Origin of the sequence: Rahnella sp. BCC 1045 (genome assembly GCF_019049615.1) — a bacterium.
GTDB classification, from domain to species: domain Bacteria; phylum Pseudomonadota; class Gammaproteobacteria; order Enterobacterales; family Enterobacteriaceae; genus Rahnella; species Rahnella contaminans.
Map to the genome: position 1 here is coordinate 20,722 of NZ_JAFMOZ010000099.1, position 16,123 is coordinate 36,844.

General features: G+C 49.4%; 14 protein-coding genes. 7 read left to right on the plus strand and 7 right to left on the minus strand.

The genetic code is table 11. The annotated features are described in order from the left end of the window. Positions 1–31: 31 nt before the first annotated feature. Positions 32–286, minus strand: a complete 255-nt coding sequence (locus J1782_RS04255; protein WP_204902588.1) for a hypothetical protein — start codon at positions 284–286, stop codon at positions 32–34. An 11-nt stretch (positions 287–297) separates the two neighbouring features. Here J1782_RS04255 and J1782_RS04260 point away from each other — a divergent pair, with 11 nt between their 5' ends. From J1782_RS04260 to cheZ, 7 genes are all read left to right on the plus strand, one after another. Further along, positions 298–891: a hypothetical protein gene (locus J1782_RS04260; RefSeq protein WP_217152487.1), complete on the plus strand. Its 594-nt coding sequence runs from the start codon at positions 298–300 to the stop codon at positions 889–891. Positions 892–983: 92 nt separating this feature from the next. Further along, the gene (locus J1782_RS04265; protein ID WP_217152488.1) at positions 984–2,678 is read left to right on the plus strand and encodes a methyl-accepting chemotaxis protein; all 1,695 of its coding nucleotides are present in this window, start codon (positions 984–986) and stop codon (positions 2,676–2,678) included. Between the two features lie 69 nt (positions 2,679–2,747). Then, entirely contained in the window at positions 2,748–4,418 is a 1,671-nt protein-coding gene (locus J1782_RS04270) for a methyl-accepting chemotaxis protein (RefSeq protein WP_165057063.1), read from the plus strand. 68 nt (positions 4,419–4,486) lie between these two features. Beyond that, complete coding sequence (gene cheR, locus J1782_RS04275) at positions 4,487–5,359, plus strand: protein-glutamate O-methyltransferase CheR (protein ID WP_152325861.1); 873 nt, start codon at positions 4,487–4,489, stop codon at positions 5,357–5,359. After that, complete coding sequence (locus tag J1782_RS04280) at positions 5,359–6,408, plus strand: chemotaxis response regulator protein-glutamate methylesterase (RefSeq protein WP_152325862.1); 1,050 nt, start codon at positions 5,359–5,361, stop codon at positions 6,406–6,408. Before cheR ends, J1782_RS04280 begins: the two co-directional genes overlap by 1 nt. Before the next feature lie 47 nt (positions 6,409–6,455). Further along, positions 6,456–6,845 carry a chemotaxis response regulator CheY gene (cheY, locus tag J1782_RS04285; protein WP_104922338.1) on the plus strand — a complete coding sequence of 130 codons (390 nt, stop codon included), beginning with the start codon at positions 6,456–6,458 and terminating at the stop codon, positions 6,843–6,845. A 10-nt stretch (positions 6,846–6,855) separates the two neighbouring features. After that, positions 6,856–7,500: a protein phosphatase CheZ gene (gene cheZ / locus J1782_RS04290; protein ID WP_104922337.1), complete on the plus strand. Its 645-nt coding sequence runs from the start codon at positions 6,856–6,858 to the stop codon at positions 7,498–7,500. A 97-nt stretch (positions 7,501–7,597) separates the two neighbouring features. Here the strand turns inward: cheZ and J1782_RS04295 are convergent, their stop codons facing one another. From J1782_RS04295 to J1782_RS04320, 6 genes are all read right to left on the minus strand, one after another. Continuing rightward, on the minus strand, positions 7,598–8,965 hold the full coding sequence (locus J1782_RS04295) for a hypothetical protein (protein ID WP_217152489.1): 1,368 nt from the start codon (positions 8,963–8,965) through the stop codon (positions 7,598–7,600). Then, positions 8,965–9,222: a PAAR domain-containing protein gene (locus J1782_RS04300; protein WP_152325864.1), complete on the minus strand. Its 258-nt coding sequence runs from the start codon at positions 9,220–9,222 to the stop codon at positions 8,965–8,967. The genes J1782_RS04295 and J1782_RS04300 overlap by 1 nt, the downstream gene beginning before the upstream one ends. Before the next feature lie 71 nt (positions 9,223–9,293). Then, positions 9,294–9,986 (minus strand): hypothetical protein, encoded by a 693-nt coding sequence (locus J1782_RS04305; RefSeq protein WP_254302913.1) that lies wholly within the window; start codon positions 9,984–9,986, stop codon positions 9,294–9,296. A gap of 45 nt (positions 9,987–10,031) precedes the next feature. After that, positions 10,032–10,736 (minus strand): hypothetical protein, encoded by a 705-nt coding sequence (locus tag J1782_RS04310; RefSeq protein WP_254302914.1) that lies wholly within the window; start codon positions 10,734–10,736, stop codon positions 10,032–10,034. 7 nt (positions 10,737–10,743) lie between these two features. Continuing rightward, complete coding sequence (locus tag J1782_RS04315) at positions 10,744–12,897, minus strand: DUF3274 domain-containing protein (protein WP_152325865.1); 2,154 nt, start codon at positions 12,895–12,897, stop codon at positions 10,744–10,746. Further along, complete coding sequence (locus J1782_RS04320; protein ID WP_217152490.1) at positions 12,890–15,412, minus strand: type VI secretion system tip protein VgrG; 2,523 nt, start codon at positions 15,410–15,412, stop codon at positions 12,890–12,892. The genes J1782_RS04315 and J1782_RS04320 overlap by 8 nt, the downstream gene beginning before the upstream one ends. Positions 15,413–16,123: the final 711 nt, after the last annotated feature.

The following is a 16,123-nucleotide window of genomic DNA, read 5'->3' on the forward strand; positions in this document are numbered from 1 at the left end:
CAGAGAGATCAAATGGAAGGTGATCGAATGTTTAAAGAACGGAAATATTGAATTTGAGGCAAGGCGCGAGATTCATCTTAAGAATTTGTTGAGCACGGGTGACATCACGCCCTTTGAAGTCGCTGCGTTGATCGGCAGGGCATCCGGGGATAATCATCAGGTTCGTCCGTACCATTACGACAGCAGCATTGATGTCCACATTATCACTGTCACGAGTGCCGGAATTCACTGGTACATAAAATGGTATTTCACAGATCCAACCAGCGTTTTTATCAGCGTTCATCATTAAGGAAAATTATGATTATTTATAAAGTCGGGGATGAGAAAAAGGCGGTGTGTAGCGTCTGTGAGGCCTTACGAACCGTAAGTTATCAGCTGCGCGATGTGCCGTTTGATGATGGCAGTGGTAGGGTGAAAAATATCATCGCGGGCGTCTGTAAAACCTGCGATAACGTTGCGGTAATCCCTTTTCAGTCTGTGCCCGCCATCAGAAAGCAGTTGCAGATACAGCGCAAGGCTGTGGAAAGTCGTGTGCCTGCGCACATGATTGACCTGCTCAATCTGGCGATTGCGGAACTCGGTGCAACGCCTGATTTCGTCCCGTTGCTGCTCAAGTATTACATTCATCAGCTGGCATCAAATCCGCAAGCGGCCAGGCGTCTGGTGACGTTGCTGACGTCAGAACTGGCGACCGGTCTGGCCAATAAACGCCTTTCCCTGAAGGGGCGTGAAATTGGCAATGATATTGATAAACTTAAAACCCTTTCCCAAATCGATAACACCACCGAATTACTCAAAGGCGTAGTATTGACCATCTACAACGACCTTCTGGTGAACCCTGACGCGAAACGCATTGCGCTGTTAAAGAGTTTTGTCGCCACCGTTGCCTGACCCCTCCAAAAAAATCTGATCCTCATCACATAAAGTTCCCGCACTTTCTGCCGATAACTGTTCCAGATAAATCCCATTTAAAAAGGAACAACATGTTTAACCGTATGAAAGTGGTCACGGGTATCGTGATCTTACTGGTGGTCTTCGGTGCTTTACAGTTGGTATCCGGCGGCCTGTTCTTTAAATCCTTAAAGACAGACAAAGACAATTTCACCACTTCGCAGGAGATCCGTTTACAACAGGCGGAATTCAACGCCAGCTGGATTTACCTGCTGCAAACCCGCAACACGCTTAACCGCGCAGGCATCCGTTTCATGCTTGACGCTAATCAGATGGGGAGCGGTGCGACGGTTAAGGAACTCATTGATACCGCGACGAAAGATCTGCAAATCGCCGATCAGCATTTTGCCAATTATCAAAAGATTCCTGTCGATGCCAGCCAGAACTCGGAATACGCGGCAGACGCTAAAAAGCAATATCAGGTTCTGCACGACGCGCTTTCTGAACTGATCGAACTGATTGGTCTGGGCCGTATCAATGATTTCTTCGAACAACCCACGCAGCAGTATCAGGACAACTTCGAAAAAGCCTTCGTCACGTATATCGATCAGAACGATCGCCTGTACAACGACGCCGTTCAGATCAGTGATAACTCCTTCACCCACGCCTTGTGGATGCTGGGCACCGTGCTGGCTGTGCTGATTATTTTCATGGTTCTGGCCTGGTTGGGTGTGCAGAAAATTCTGGTCCATCCGCTGAAAAATATTGTCGAGACCATCCGCAAAATTGCAACCGGTGACCTGACGCACGAAATAGTCGTGAAAAGCCGTAATGAAATCGGCCAGCTTGCCGATAGTCTCAAGTACATGCAGGACGAATTGATTCGCACCGTATCTGGCGTGCGTCACGGCGCCGATGCCATTTACAGCGGAGCGAGCGAAATTTCTGCCGGTAACAGCGATTTGTCTTCGCGCACCGAGCAACAGGCGTCCGCGCTGGAAGAAACCGCCGCCAGCATGGAACAGCTGACCGCCACGGTGAAACAGAATGCCGAAAACGCCCGTCAGGCCAGCCAGCTGGCACTGAGCGCGTCTGAAACCGCTCAAAAGGGTGGGAAAGTGGTGGCAAACGTGGTCGATACCATGAATGACATCGCCAGCAGCTCGAAGAAAATCACCGATATTACCGGTGTGATCGACGGGATTGCGTTCCAGACCAACATTCTGGCACTGAACGCTGCGGTGGAAGCCGCGCGCGCAGGTGAGCAGGGCCGCGGGTTCGCGGTTGTGGCCGGTGAAGTGCGTACGCTGGCGCAACGCAGCGCGCAGGCAGCAAAAGAAATTAAAGGGCTGATTGATGATTCTGTCAGCCGTATTAATACCGGTTCAGTGCTGGCTGAAAGTGCCGGTGAAACCATGCACGACATGGTGAACGCCGTTACGCGTGTGACCGACATTATGGGCGAAATCACCTCGGCTTCTGATGAACAGAGCCGCGGCATTGAGCAGGTCGCACAAGCTATCACTGAAATGGATCGGGTGACGCAGCAGAACGCCTCACTGGTTGAAGAATCCGCGTCCGCTTCGGCGGCCCTGGAAGAGCAGGCAAGCCTGCTGACGCAATCTGTAGCGGTGTTTACGCTGAGCCAGACCGCAAATAACAGCGTGCGCCAGAACCCGGGCACTTCGGCAAGACTGCCTCTGTTGACTCCGAACCTTTCAGGTTCTAAAGCCGGTTCAGGTGGAGCGCAAAGTACAGATTTAACCGAAAACTGGGAAACCTTCTGAGTCACGTACATCGCATAATTATATAAGAAAGAGGGTGACGGTCAGGGCTGTCACCCAACGAGGTTATCCATGTTTAAGCACATCCGTGTGTCCACCTGCATGTTTTTGTTATTGTTAGTTTTTTTCGTTATGCAACTGGTCAGTAGCGGTTTATCGCTGCAAGCTGCCCACACGGATAAGTTGAATTTTGAGCAGATATCCAACACCGCTGAACAGCGTGATGCGCTCAGCCAGACCTGGTCATATTTGCTGCAAACCCGTAATACCCTGAACCGCGCGGCGACGCGTCTGGCGCTGAAACAGCCGCAGGATACCGTAACGCAGCTGATGGGTGACGCTAAAAACAGCCTGAAAAGTGCTGAAGATTCTTACGCTGTTTTCCTGGCTCTGCCTCGCAGAACTGAAAAAGCCGCTGAACTGACGACCGTGAATAAAGCCAGCTACGAAGCGCTGCACGGTATGTTGCAGGTTCTGATTGATTCGTTATCGCGCGGCGACATGGACGGATTCCTCGCCAGCCCGACGCAGAAATATCAGGATTTGTTCCAGAAAGAAGTGGGTAATTACACCGCTTATGTGGGCGGACGTTTCCAGCAGGCGCAAACGCAAACTGCGGATTCTTATCAGAGCGTGATGATCAACACCACCATCGTCACGGTGCTGTTGCTGGTACTGACGGCGCTGGCGCTGGTCGTAACCCGTCGCATTCTGTTCACTCCGCTGACTATCATGCGCGGCCATTTTGACCGTATCGGTGCCGGGGATATTTCCGCGCCAATCACGGTGGAAGGGCGCTACGAAATTAAAGTGATGCTCGAAAGCCTGCAACAGATGCAGCAGTCGCTGGCCGAAACCGTCCGCACCGTACGCCACGGCGCTGACACGATGTTCTCCGGCCTGAAAGGCATTGCAGCCGGTAACACAGATTTGTCTTCACGCACCGAGCAACAGGCTTCGGCGCTGGAAGAAACCGCGGCCAGCATGGAAGAGCTGACCGCGACCGTGAAACAAAACGCCGAGAACGCCCGTCAGGCCACACAGCTGGCGCGTGATGCATCCAATACCGCAGAAAAAGGCGGCGAACTGACCGGCAACGTGGTGAGAACCATGAATGATATCGCCGGAAGCTCTAAGAAAATCAGCGCAATCACCAGCGTGATTGACGGCATCGCTTTCCAGACCAACATTCTGGCGCTGAACGCCGCAGTCGAAGCGGCGCGTGCCGGTGAGCAGGGTCGCGGATTTGCGGTCGTGGCCGGTGAAGTTCGCAGTCTGGCGCAGCGCAGTGCGCAGGCTGCCAAAGAAATTAAGGCGCTGATTGATGAATCTGTCAGCCGCGTCAGTCAGGGTTCTGTTCTGGTGGAATCCGCCGGTAACACGATGGATGACATCGTGCGCGCCGTGACCCGCGTTACCGACATCATGGGCGAAATCGCCTCGGCGTCAGACGAACAAAGCCGCGGAATCGAGCAGGTTTCGATTGCCGTGACACAAATGGATCAGGTGACTCAGCAAAACGCCGCGCTGGTTCAGCAGGCTGCTGCTTCCACGCACGCGCTTGAAATTGAATCTGAGAATCTGACCCGCGCAGTATCGGTGTTCCGCCTCGCCACCGCCGGGGGCGTGTTGCAACGCCGCAGTGGCCAGTCACAGGCCTTTACACCACGCCAGGTGGCTCAACCCACGTTACTTCCGGCTACCGCGCGAGCGGGTTCGGCAGATAACTGGGAAACCTTCTGACAGGCTAATTTGGATGAAGCGTCAATGGGGTTTCCGTCACACCACCTGTCCATTAATGGAGCTGCACCATGAATCAACCAGGCTCGCCAATGAGTGCTGATAACTCTTCGATCATGGCACAGATGATCCAGCGTTTACCGCTGTCAGATACGCATTTCCGCCGGATCAGTGAGCTGATTTATCAGCGGGCGGGAATTGTACTGGCGGATCATAAACGCGAAATGGTCTACAACCGCCTTGTCCGGCGGTTGCGGATCCTCGGGCTTAATGACTTCAGCAGTTACATGGCTTTGCTGGAAAGTGACAGTAACAGCCCGGAGTGGCAGGCGTTTATCAATGCCCTGACCACCAACCTGACGGCATTTTTCCGCGAGGCGCATCACTTCCCGATTCTGGCGGAGCATGCCCGTTCGCGCCCAAATAATTACAGCGTCTGGAGTACGGCGGCATCGACCGGTGAAGAGCCGTATTCCATCGCCATGACGCTCAGCGAAGCACTGGGGCCGCGGATGGCAAACTGCCGCATTCAGGCCAGCGATATCGACACGCAGGTACTTGAGAAAGCGACGGCGGGCGTTTACCGGCTGGAAGAGCTGCGCACGCTCAGCCCGCAGCAGTTGCAGAAATTCTTCCTCAAAGGCACCGGCCCGCACAGTGGCCTGGTGCGTGTACGCCCCGAACTGGCGCAGATGGTGGCTTTCCAGCAACTGAATCTGCTGGCAAGCCAATGGCAGCTGAACGGTCCGTTTGATGCAATTTTCTGCCGCAATGTGATGATTTATTTCGATAAAGAAACACAGGAGAAAATTTTACGCCGATTTGTTCCGTTACTTAAACCGGGTGGCCTGATGTTCGCCGGACACTCCGAAAACTTCAGCCAAATCAGCCGGGAATTTTATTTGCGCGGCCAAACCGTCTATGGCCTCGCCAAGGAGAGGTAATGAATAAAATCAGAGTGTTGAGCGTCGATGACTCGGCGTTAATGCGTCAGCTGATGACGGAAATCATCAACAGCCATCCTGATATGGAAATGGTGGCGACCGCGCCGGATCCTCTGGTGGCGCGCGACCTCATCAAGAAATTTAATCCGGATGTTCTGACGCTGGATGTCGAAATGCCGCGCATGGACGGTCTGGATTTTCTGGAAAAACTGATGCGTCTGCGGCCGATGCCGGTGGTGATGGTGTCGTCGCTGACCGGTAAAGGCTCAGAAATTACGCTGCGCGCACTGGAACTGGGGGCGATCGATTTCGTCACCAAACCGCAGCTCGGTATCCGCGAAGGGATGCTGGCCTACAGCGAAATGATTGCCGATAAGATTCGTACGGCGTCAAAAGCACGTCTCAACAAAAACGTCAACGTTGAGCAGCCACGCATTCTCAGCCATACGCCGCTTCTGAGCAGTGAAAAGCTGATTGCCATCGGGTCGTCGACCGGCGGCACCGAAGCGATTCGTCACGTGTTGCAACCACTGCCGCCGACCTGTCCGGCGCTGATGATTACGCAACATATGCCACCGGGTTTTACCCGCTCTTTTGCCGAACGTCTGAACAAACTGTGTCAGATCACCGTGAAAGAGGCAGAAGACGGCGAGCGCGTTTTGCCGGGCCATGCGTATATCGCACCGGGCGACAGACATATGGAACTGGCGCGCAGTGGCGCCAACTATCAGGTTAAGTTGAACGACGGGCCCGCGGTGAACCGCCATCGTCCGTCGGTCGACGTGTTATTCCGTTCGGTGGCGCAGTATGCCGGACGCAATGCCGTTGGGGTGATCCTGACGGGAATGGGCAATGACGGGGCCGCCGGCATGCTGGAGATGCACCGCGCAGGGGCGTATACCCTTGCACAAAACGAAGCCAGCTGTGTGGTATTCGGTATGCCTCGTGAGGCTATCGCGACCGGTGGCGTAAACGAAGTGGTGGATCTCAGTCAAATCAGTCAGCGGATGCTGGCACAAATATCAGCCGGTCAGGCATTACGTATTTAATTTTTCAGCCTCGCGGCTTAGCACCAAACCTTAGGAGTAGATAAAACATGGCCGATCCAAATCTGAGATTTCTGGTAGTTGACGATTTCTCTACCATGCGTCGTATCGTGCGCAACCTGCTGAAAGAGCTGGGCTTCAACAACGTTGAAGAAGCAGAAGATGGTGTCGATGCACTGAACAAACTGCGTGCCGGTGGTTTCGACTTCGTGGTATCCGACTGGAACATGCCAAACATGGACGGTCTGGATCTGCTGAAAACCATCCGCGCTGATGGCGCATTAGCCAAGCTGCCGGTGCTGATGGTGACGGCAGAAGCGAAGAAAGAAAACATTGTGGCAGCCGCACAGGCCGGTGCCAGTGGTTATGTTGTGAAACCTTTCACTGCGGCCACGTTGGAAGAAAAACTGGGCAAAATCTTCGAAAAACTGGGCATGTAGGAGCTGATTTATGGCAGAGATACCAATGCCTGCAAATGATGCGGCAACCGCGGGCGAGATTATCGCCCGCATTGGGCAACTGACCCGTATGTTGCGTGACAGTATGCGTGAACTTGGCCTGGATCAGGCCATTGCTCAGGCGGCTGAAGCCATTCCTGACGCGCGCGACCGTCTCGATTACGTCGTCACTATGACCGCTCAGGCCGCAGAACGCGCCCTGAACAGCGTTGAAGCCGCACAGCCACGCCAGAACAAACTTGAGTCAGGCGCGAAAAAGCTGGATAAGCGCTGGGATGAATGGTTCGAAAACCCGATTGAGTTATCGGACGCGCGCGAACTGGTCACGGATACCCGCAGCTACCTGAAAGAAGTCCCTGAGCACACCAGCTTTACCAATGCTCAGCTGATGGAAATCATGATGGCGCAGGACTTCCAGGATCTCACCGGTCAGGTGATCAAGCGCATGATGATTGTGGTTCAGGAAATTGAAAATCAGCTGCTGATGGTGCTGATGGAAAACATTCCTGAGCAGCAGGTTAAAGCCAAGCGTGAAAACGACAGTCTGCTTAACGGCCCGCAACTCGACGCCAACGGCGTCGGTGTTGTCGCTTCGCAAGAACAGGTCGACGACCTGCTGGATTCGTTAGGTTTCTGATGTGTTGGTCTGAATACCTGCCCGGTTATCGTTCTTCATCGCCGGGCAGGTATAGCTCATTTATATCGCAAAATAACGAATACTTTTAATACCCTCGTCAAATTAGATCGTCCATATCTGACCAGGCCTGGTCTGCAGAGGCTTTTGACAGAGCAAAACCAAGCCCAAAAGTGACGAGAATGACAAGGACCGCACCCGTAATCATAAGATAAATCGAAAGATCCCCGGTGTTTTCTAGTACTAAAAATGTCAACATCATCAGCGAAAATACCATAGCGGGAAATGCATAATGTATGGGTGTTAAAACCTCGCTGTGTTCAGGTTCTGCCGGAAGTTTGGGTATTTCTGAAGACAAAATAGCGAGTGCAGGTCGGTTTTTTTCTGAGGTGGCAACCAGTTGTGAACCCTGGCCGTACATCACAGCATCAGAAGCAAAAGCAAGCGCAAGCCACTGATAGCTGGCTGAATACTCTCCGAGAGATGTTTCTAACGATAACCTTTCCTGACCTGTTTTAGATTCGCTTAGCGCGTTCAGCAGAGGATATTTTTCGCTCTTCGATAAACCAGTATGCCACAGCGTTTTTGCAGGTTTTGCTTGTTCAGCAGCGAGAAAAACAGGAACTGATTTTGTTAATTCCATTTCACTCATTAATGGCTGGAAAAGGTAAACGGGTTCAGGTTTTTCCTGCGCAATATAGTTTTCGCAAATAAAAAACGCACTGGCATTTTCCATATACCGGCTATCATCTCCATGGAGATCTGCAATGATAATGAGATGTAAGGGTTGATATGTAATTCCGGATTGATAGATTATGTCGGTAAGAATATTATATGCAGGACATTCGCCCAGGGAAGTTATGTTTTCCTCACGGCAGGAAATATTCATCCTCGCAAGAACTTCGATAAGCTCTGATTTCGCTGATTCATTTTCTCCTCTCATCCAGCAGGTTATATTGAGGTCCGGATGTTGTCTTAATTTAACAGAAATAGGTTTCAGCAGTTTTTCGAGTAACTGCTGTGTTCGGGACATAACAAATTCATCATCCATCTCTAATTTGTGCGGTATTTTCTGTCCAAGTGGAAACTCACCTTCAAGTTTCAACATCTTCAAAGCAATATCATCAACCGGAGCAACAGTAGACCAAGCCGCGATGGTCAGATATTCCCTTGCATATTTTTTAATGTGATACAGTTTCCTGTCAGCAATGTTTTTCCTGACATCCAGATAAAAGGAATTTGCACTGGTAAACATAGCGATAAAACTTAAAATTATTGAGATGATTACTATGGGGATGATAATTCCGTAATAGAGAAACGTACTATCAACGTGTTTTCCCTCCGGCCAGTTAAGCGTTCTGATAGCCAGCGAAATACTGCATGCGATAGTGTATAAAAATAATATCAGGCCCCAGTGTGGTTTTATTCCTTGCGGCTCCTTTTGAGGTGGATAGAGTCTCCATTCCATTATGCAACACCTGCAATGGGTAATGTTGAGATGATCTTACATCCACAGGCGGATTTACATCCATTCACAACAACACCGCGCCCGTTCATCGTCCAGGTTTCGTGGCATTCGGTTATCGGAAATACGCCTTTATGCTCAGGGCAAATAACCGTGTCACCTTTAAGCGCTACAGCAATCCCCATGAATTCAGAGCCTGATGCCTGATTGACATGTCCGCCTGAAATCAGCGGATCATTTAAGCGAATTACACCTTGCATAAAATTCCTTTTATAAATAATAGCGTCTGGCAGTCAGCATGTTTTCAAAGTGTCTTTTATAATCACAAAACTTATCTGCCCGCATCCATATCACAACGCATATGGTCCCAGCCCTGGTAGTTTTTGACCTCAGGAACCTTATCGGGTAAATCCTGATAATTGGTATGATATTGAGCCGTGTCTTCAGCAAGACCTCGTTTAGTGATGTAATCCAGACCCCAGGCAGGACCGGGAAACTCGGGCTTAATGTGGTGATGGTCACCGTTTACCTGATAGTCAATTCCCGGGCCTCCAGTTGCGAGACGTGGGTCATCAAAAGGCTTTGACGACATATACAGGCTGTTCTTAGTGAGCAAAAATCCCTGATCGTTGATAACGGTGAAAGAGATCGCTTCTTCTTGCGGCGGTGCATTCATTCCGTCGGGCTCATTAGGACCAGGCGAAAATGCCACACTATGCCAGTTTTGCCCGTAGTCTTTAGAGACAATAAATCCACCTACACCCCAACCCGTAATAGCAATATATTTTTCCGAAGGATGCACAAATTTACGGGTGAAAATCCGATAAAACTGGCTGACAGGTTCTGTATGGATATTTTTTTTCGTGTCTGTGTACCAAAGCTCGCCCTCGCAATCCCAGCCTTTGAGTTCCAGATAGCGGTGGTCATCAAAGCGATAAACCACCTGCGTCGGCGGCTGTTTAGCCTGACATTCTATAACCGCAAGCATCAGCAGCCAGCCAGCGATTATTCTAAGATTCTTCATAATCCAATCCCTGTTATTTAACGAATCGCGTGTGCGCGTTATCCCTTATCTGCCCGCATCCATATCACAGCGCATATGGTCCCAGCCCTGATAGTTTTTGACCTCAGGAACCTTATCGGGTAAATCCTGATAATTGGTATGATATTGAGCCGTGTCTTCAGCAAGACCTCGTTTAGTGATGTAATCCAGACCCCAGGCAGGACCGGGAAACTCGGGTTTAATGTGGTGATGGTCACCGTTTATCTGATAGTCAATTCCCGGGCCTCCAGTTGCGAGACGTGGGTCATCAAAAGGCTTTGACGACATATACAGGCTGTTCTTGGTGAGCAAAAATCCCTGATCGTTGACGACGGTGAAAGAAATTACATCATCGTAATAAGGAGTATCGTCACCATTAGGTTCATTCGGCCCGGGAGAAATCCTTGCTCCACCTATTTCCCAGGTCAGTCCGTAATCTTTAGATGCGGAGAAACCCGTTGTCACCTTCCCCCACCAGGGAATAGCAATATAACGCTCAGAAGGATGAATATACTGACGCGTAAATATGCGATAAAACTGACTGGCAATGATCGAATGTATTTGACGCTGCGTGTCTGTGTACCAAAGCTCACCCTCGCAATCCCAGCCTTTGAGTTCCAGATAGCGGTGGTCATCAAAGCGATAAACCACCTGCACAGGCGGCTCTTGGGCGTAAACCATTGTCGTTATAAGCGTAAGAAAAAAACTAACAAAAAATAGTAGTCCTTTCATTATTGAGTCACTCCAGTTCTTTATTGTTAAGGGCGCGAGGCATTGCCCATTGAGTTACAGTGGCAGTTTGCTTATCTCCGCCTAACAAAATATCCAACTCTCCCATATTGAGTGGCCTTTCTCTCTTCCCGTAATCATTAACTACACCGAATTCGCCCTTTGGAAGTTTTTGATCAGGTTTGCTCATATATTGTTTTGTGTCTTGTTCAGCTAATATTCCCGTTTTATAATATTCCTTGGTTGGTATACTTCCATTTTGCGAGTCTCGCCAATCAGCCCGATGCAGTAATGCTTCCCAAAATTTCCCTGACTGATAATCGAATGACTTACATTGACCAATCGCCAGGTCAAAGGCCATTGCATGGGATGGCGCATGTTTGCTCGCAACAATAGAGGAATGTTGGCTATATCCAACAGGGTCGGTTTTCTCCCATTCCTTTTCTAATTCTTCACGTGTTTTGAGCCAGGTCAGTTGTATGCCTCTGTCTGATACCGTTCCGGTAATTACGCCGTAGATGATTTGTTTTTTGCGATCAATACTTTCTATGGCCAGCTGGCTATCGTTCAGAACTGAGCCCGGCCGGAGTTCCGGGTAACTGTATTTATCAAGGGAATAGACGGCCTTATCTGTTCTGCTGATGGCATTGGCTTTAGCCGAATAGGAAATCACTTTATCCGGGCTGTCTTCATCAATATCTGTCTCATAAGGGGTATCACACGTCGACGGATCGTTATCCGAGTGATTGTCTTCGCCCATCAGTTTAAATATGAACGTTTCCGGAAGTTCTTCGCCATTAACGATGACATCACGGTAGGAGTAATAAGAATTCATGCCAAAGGTGGTCGTGAAGTCATCTTCCCCGGCCCAAGGTAATACAAATGGTTCATCGGTAGGTTTTTTCCCGACTACGCCATGCTGATAAAAAACTCTTTGAAAAAGATTAGGGATATTTTTGGCAATATCTTGAGGAACGCCTCTCCAGCCAAATCCTTTAACGTTTTGAAGTGAAACGGTGCCGTCCACCGGGCAAAAGTAATTGTATATTTTGCCGTTATTATTTCTGCTGTAGCGGTGATCGCTGTGCCACTTGTTCTTGCTGGCAGAAGGCAGTGTACATAAATCTTCAAGGTTCTTAATTTCACCCTCTGACAGTTGCCCTCCCTGATATTGCGTGGCCATTAGCTTGCAGAAATTACTGAACGTTTCCTGCCTTGCTTTGTCCGTCTGATGATGTCCTTCCTGCAAATCCTCATTAAAACGGCTTTCCAGTGAATAGGGAGAATGATTGAGGATGACACAATTTGCTGGAGCGGCACCGGCCTGTTTCACCAGCATATTTGCCAGCATGGTGATGATTGTCCCCTGACTGTGGGCGACAATATTAATCACATCACCTCCAGCAACTTTGTGACGTCTTATCGTCAAAATCAAATCTGCGAGTCTTTGCGCGGCAAAGAACTGATAGATACGGTGCGGGTTGTGATAGATCGGGTGGGTATAATTCCCGCCGTTCATATACAAGGTACCGAACCCGGCGGCGGCCACGACCAGGCCATTTGACCCCGGCCCCAGCATATCCGGGATATTGGTCGTGGCATTGGCGAACGTGCCGCCACCTTTGGCAAAATTCACATCAAGGGCATTTTTAAAACTATCATTCTGAAACTTAATGCCATTACTGCCGTCATTTCCGTTTTCCGCCATCTTTTTGGGGTCGTTTTCCTGATAGCTGTCATAAGGAATTTTTGCGCCATCTTTCAGGGTAGTGACTTCGTCACGGTAGCGTTTCTGGTCGGCTTTCCAGTCATCGCGGGTTACGGGTTTGTAACCCCAGTAAAAAGGGATGACCGGTGAACGTCCCGGGGCGGTGATTTTGGTCTGGGCATCTTCATTGTGCATTGCAATGAAGTCTTTCCACTCATGTGCATAAAGATCGCTGCGGTCGAGGCGTTTTCTCAATCCCTCAATAATGCCCGTTTCCTGATTCTGGTACGCTTCGCCCACATCATTGACGCCGTGGACCAAAATGACGATGCAGGGCATAGGGCGGGGAACTGAGACTTTGCAGGTTTGAGCCACTTCGCCCAGTGACTGATGAACCCCCATCTCGTTTTTCGCCACGATTTTTGGCTGGTAAGGACTGGCTTTAGTATCAGTCATGAATAAGCTCCATCTTAAATGTTTCAATATCGTCACTGTCGAGCAGTGAGGATTGTCCTTTGGCGTCGGTGACACCTTCAATGACGTTACCGGTCGAACTGGTGAGTCGGAATTTTTGATTCGGTAATGTCTGTTCCGCATCGTCCTGCGCGTGAAGCTGGAAGCGACGTTTGAATGTTCCTTTCTCGAATGCAGGGACGGTTGTTTTCACACTTTCCGGGCCTTTGAAGGCCAGATTAGGTCCTTTCAGGTCGATAGCCGTGGGTGAGAAAATCTCAACTGAACCATCGGCGTTGATGCGTATGCCGCCTCCGCCGCAGGAAAGTTGAATTCCCTGTTTCGCACTGGCATTCACTTTGCCGTCGGTGCTCATCAGGGTGAAATCCTTCTGAGAAAGGAAATGCATTTCACCGCGCTGAGCCTGCGCATCAATATTGCCTTCACCGGCAATCATCTGGATCCCGAGTTTTCGGGCAAAGAGCGAGAGCTTATCTCCCACGGCCAGTGAGAATTTTTTAAGCACGTTTACGCTTGCATTGCTTCCTGCCGTGGCAATCAGGTCTGCACCGGCTGAAAGCTGTAAGCTTTCCGGTGTGGCAAAAGCCTGCCCCTTTTCGGCATAGGCTAAAAGGCCGGGAGCCTGCAATTTATCCAATGCCTGCTTCAACTGTTCCTGAGGCTCAGACTCCGCGGCGCTGGCTCCGGCGGTCGTGGCGCATTGCTGAAGCGTTCGCGCAAGCGATAAAGCACTTTCGAGGGCAGCGACAGCAGCGGTCATATCGAGCTGCTGCCCCTGCGCTTTGGGCTGTGGCTCTGTTGTCAGCATGAGCCCTTTGGCTGCACGGACAGCTATCCAGTGATCGGTTCTGGCCTCAAGGCCTTCACCCCGCATTTTTCTTTCTGCATCCACCAGATGCCCTGCACTAACCTGACTTTTACCGTACTCCGTCGAAATCTTTATATGTTCCTGATTTCTTTTATCTTCAAGCCGTATTTTGTTCTGTGAAGGAGTGCGAATAATGTTGCGTGTGTCATTGCGCATATTCACAAGGTCAGGATGTGCGCCATCGTGCATGACATGGGATATAAAGGGTCTGTCTGGGTCGCCGCCTTCAAATGCAATGGCGACTTCAGTCGAATTTATTAAAGGGAAATGAAAACCATATGTGTCGCCCGCATAAGGCCTGCCCAGTCGGATCAATGCACTTTCATAACCTTTTTTCTTAGCCTCCAGATCAAAATCAAATTTTACGGTGTAGCGGCCGAACATGTCGGTGCTGGCATACGTGGCATTTTCTCCACGGATGGTCACCCGTCCGGGCACTGTCCCGGCAATCACCGGGCGGTGAAGACGCTCAGGCCGGTAACAATAACTTTCGCTGTACGGTATACCGCGTAATTTCGCCAAAAAATGTTCGCCGCGGCTGCCACTTATTTCTATCACGCAAACAACAAATCCGCCTTTGAACCCCTCAGGAACATCCCCCTGCGGATTGAAAAGGACGCCGGGGCTCATCTCCGGCGTATTCGTTACAGCACTTAATATGCTCTGATTATTCAGGTGATATTCATGGCGCACCCTGGCATAAAACGTCGCTGTTTCACTACTTTTACCGTCTGAGCTTCCTTTTTCCAGAGGGTTATCCGCATAAATATAATCGCGACCTGTTGAAATCTTATCCGGCAGGTTGTGCACGTAGACAGATTTTTTAGCATCAGGCGAAAGGGCTTCACGATAGTTATAATTACGACTCTGAACGCCTTCCGGGATGACAGAATAGAACTCCTGAAGCTGAGTGATATATTCACCGTCACTCGCCATGCCCGAATCAGGGACGTACGAAAGCAATTTGTCGCTGAAAAGATAAGCACTTCCTGCATCGCCGAAAACAGTAACTGTTTCGGTTGTCACGTCTGGGTGGTTTTCGAATCTAAACCAGATACCGACTTCGGCAAGTAAACGCCGGATAAAAGTCAGATCGGTTTCTTGCCACTGGATCACCATTTCCCGCAGCGGGTAGGTGAGCGTCAGTTTTTCTAAATCGACCTGATAACCTTTAATTTCCTGGTGTTCCAGCAGGACCTTTTTTACCAGGTCAGGAACGGTAACATTCAGGTACACCGCAGATTTTCGGGTGCGGTCTAGTAACGCCATCTCGTGCTCGAGTACGCACTCATAGAGTGTTTCATCAGCCGATGAACTAATACGGGAGAATGATGTAATAACGCCATTTATCTGTTTGATTTGATGCCATTTCGGCTGACTTTCCCAGGAATTGTCAGAGCCAGGCGCACGCATAATGAAACTGGCGTAGCAATTGAGAATTTGATCAAGAGGGATATTCAGGCTGGGACTCGTAAATTTAATCACGTACCTGTAGGGATGACTTAAAGACTCAGTGGCAGTAAAAGAGAGTACATCGGATGTTATTGAATCGTGATGCTGAAACAATAATAGGTATCTATTAAGGGTGTCGTTAATTTGGATGTTAAAACCACTATTCTGATTATCCATAATCACTCCTGAAATATAGTTTTAATGAATGTATTTTTTAAGCTGTGCTGACAAATAAAAAATATAACTGAATTTGAAAAATACGTATGTTGAATGAGTCCGTATGTTATTAACGTTTTTTCAAATATGTTGTGAGCTGAGAACAAAAACACTGATAAAAGGCAGCATTCCCCATACCGTCTTGTTTCCTTTCCGGAAAGATATAAATGAATAAAAGAGATTTTTGGGGGGGCAGTATATCATGCTCGCTATGATGAATTATCAAAAATACCTTAGACGTGCGATTTTTATCTGAGATGAAAAGGGCGAGTAACAAGTTCTTATAAGTTGTATCGCCGCAAATTTCTCCTCTTTGTCACCTCCATAATGTTGAGCCGTTTGTTCATACTGTCTCTGAGATAATGAAGTTGCAGCCACGTTATCGAAGTCCGGTGGTTCTAATCGCTAACGCAAAGTCAGCGCATCAGGGCCTTCTCGTTCCTTAGGAAATGGATAAAAACACGCCTCTCTGTCCAGTAATTCTCCTCTTTTTATGAACCTTGATGCAGTGCTGCGTTCTTTTTGAAAGTTTTTTAAAAAAATTTCATGTCGCAGGATCCTGGACTCCTACGCTTATCCGGGAAAAATCCTGGAAACAAATTAATCCAGATCTGTCTACGGGGGAGGGGGAAATTATCCGTTATCTTTTGCTCTTAATATTTAATAAGAAAT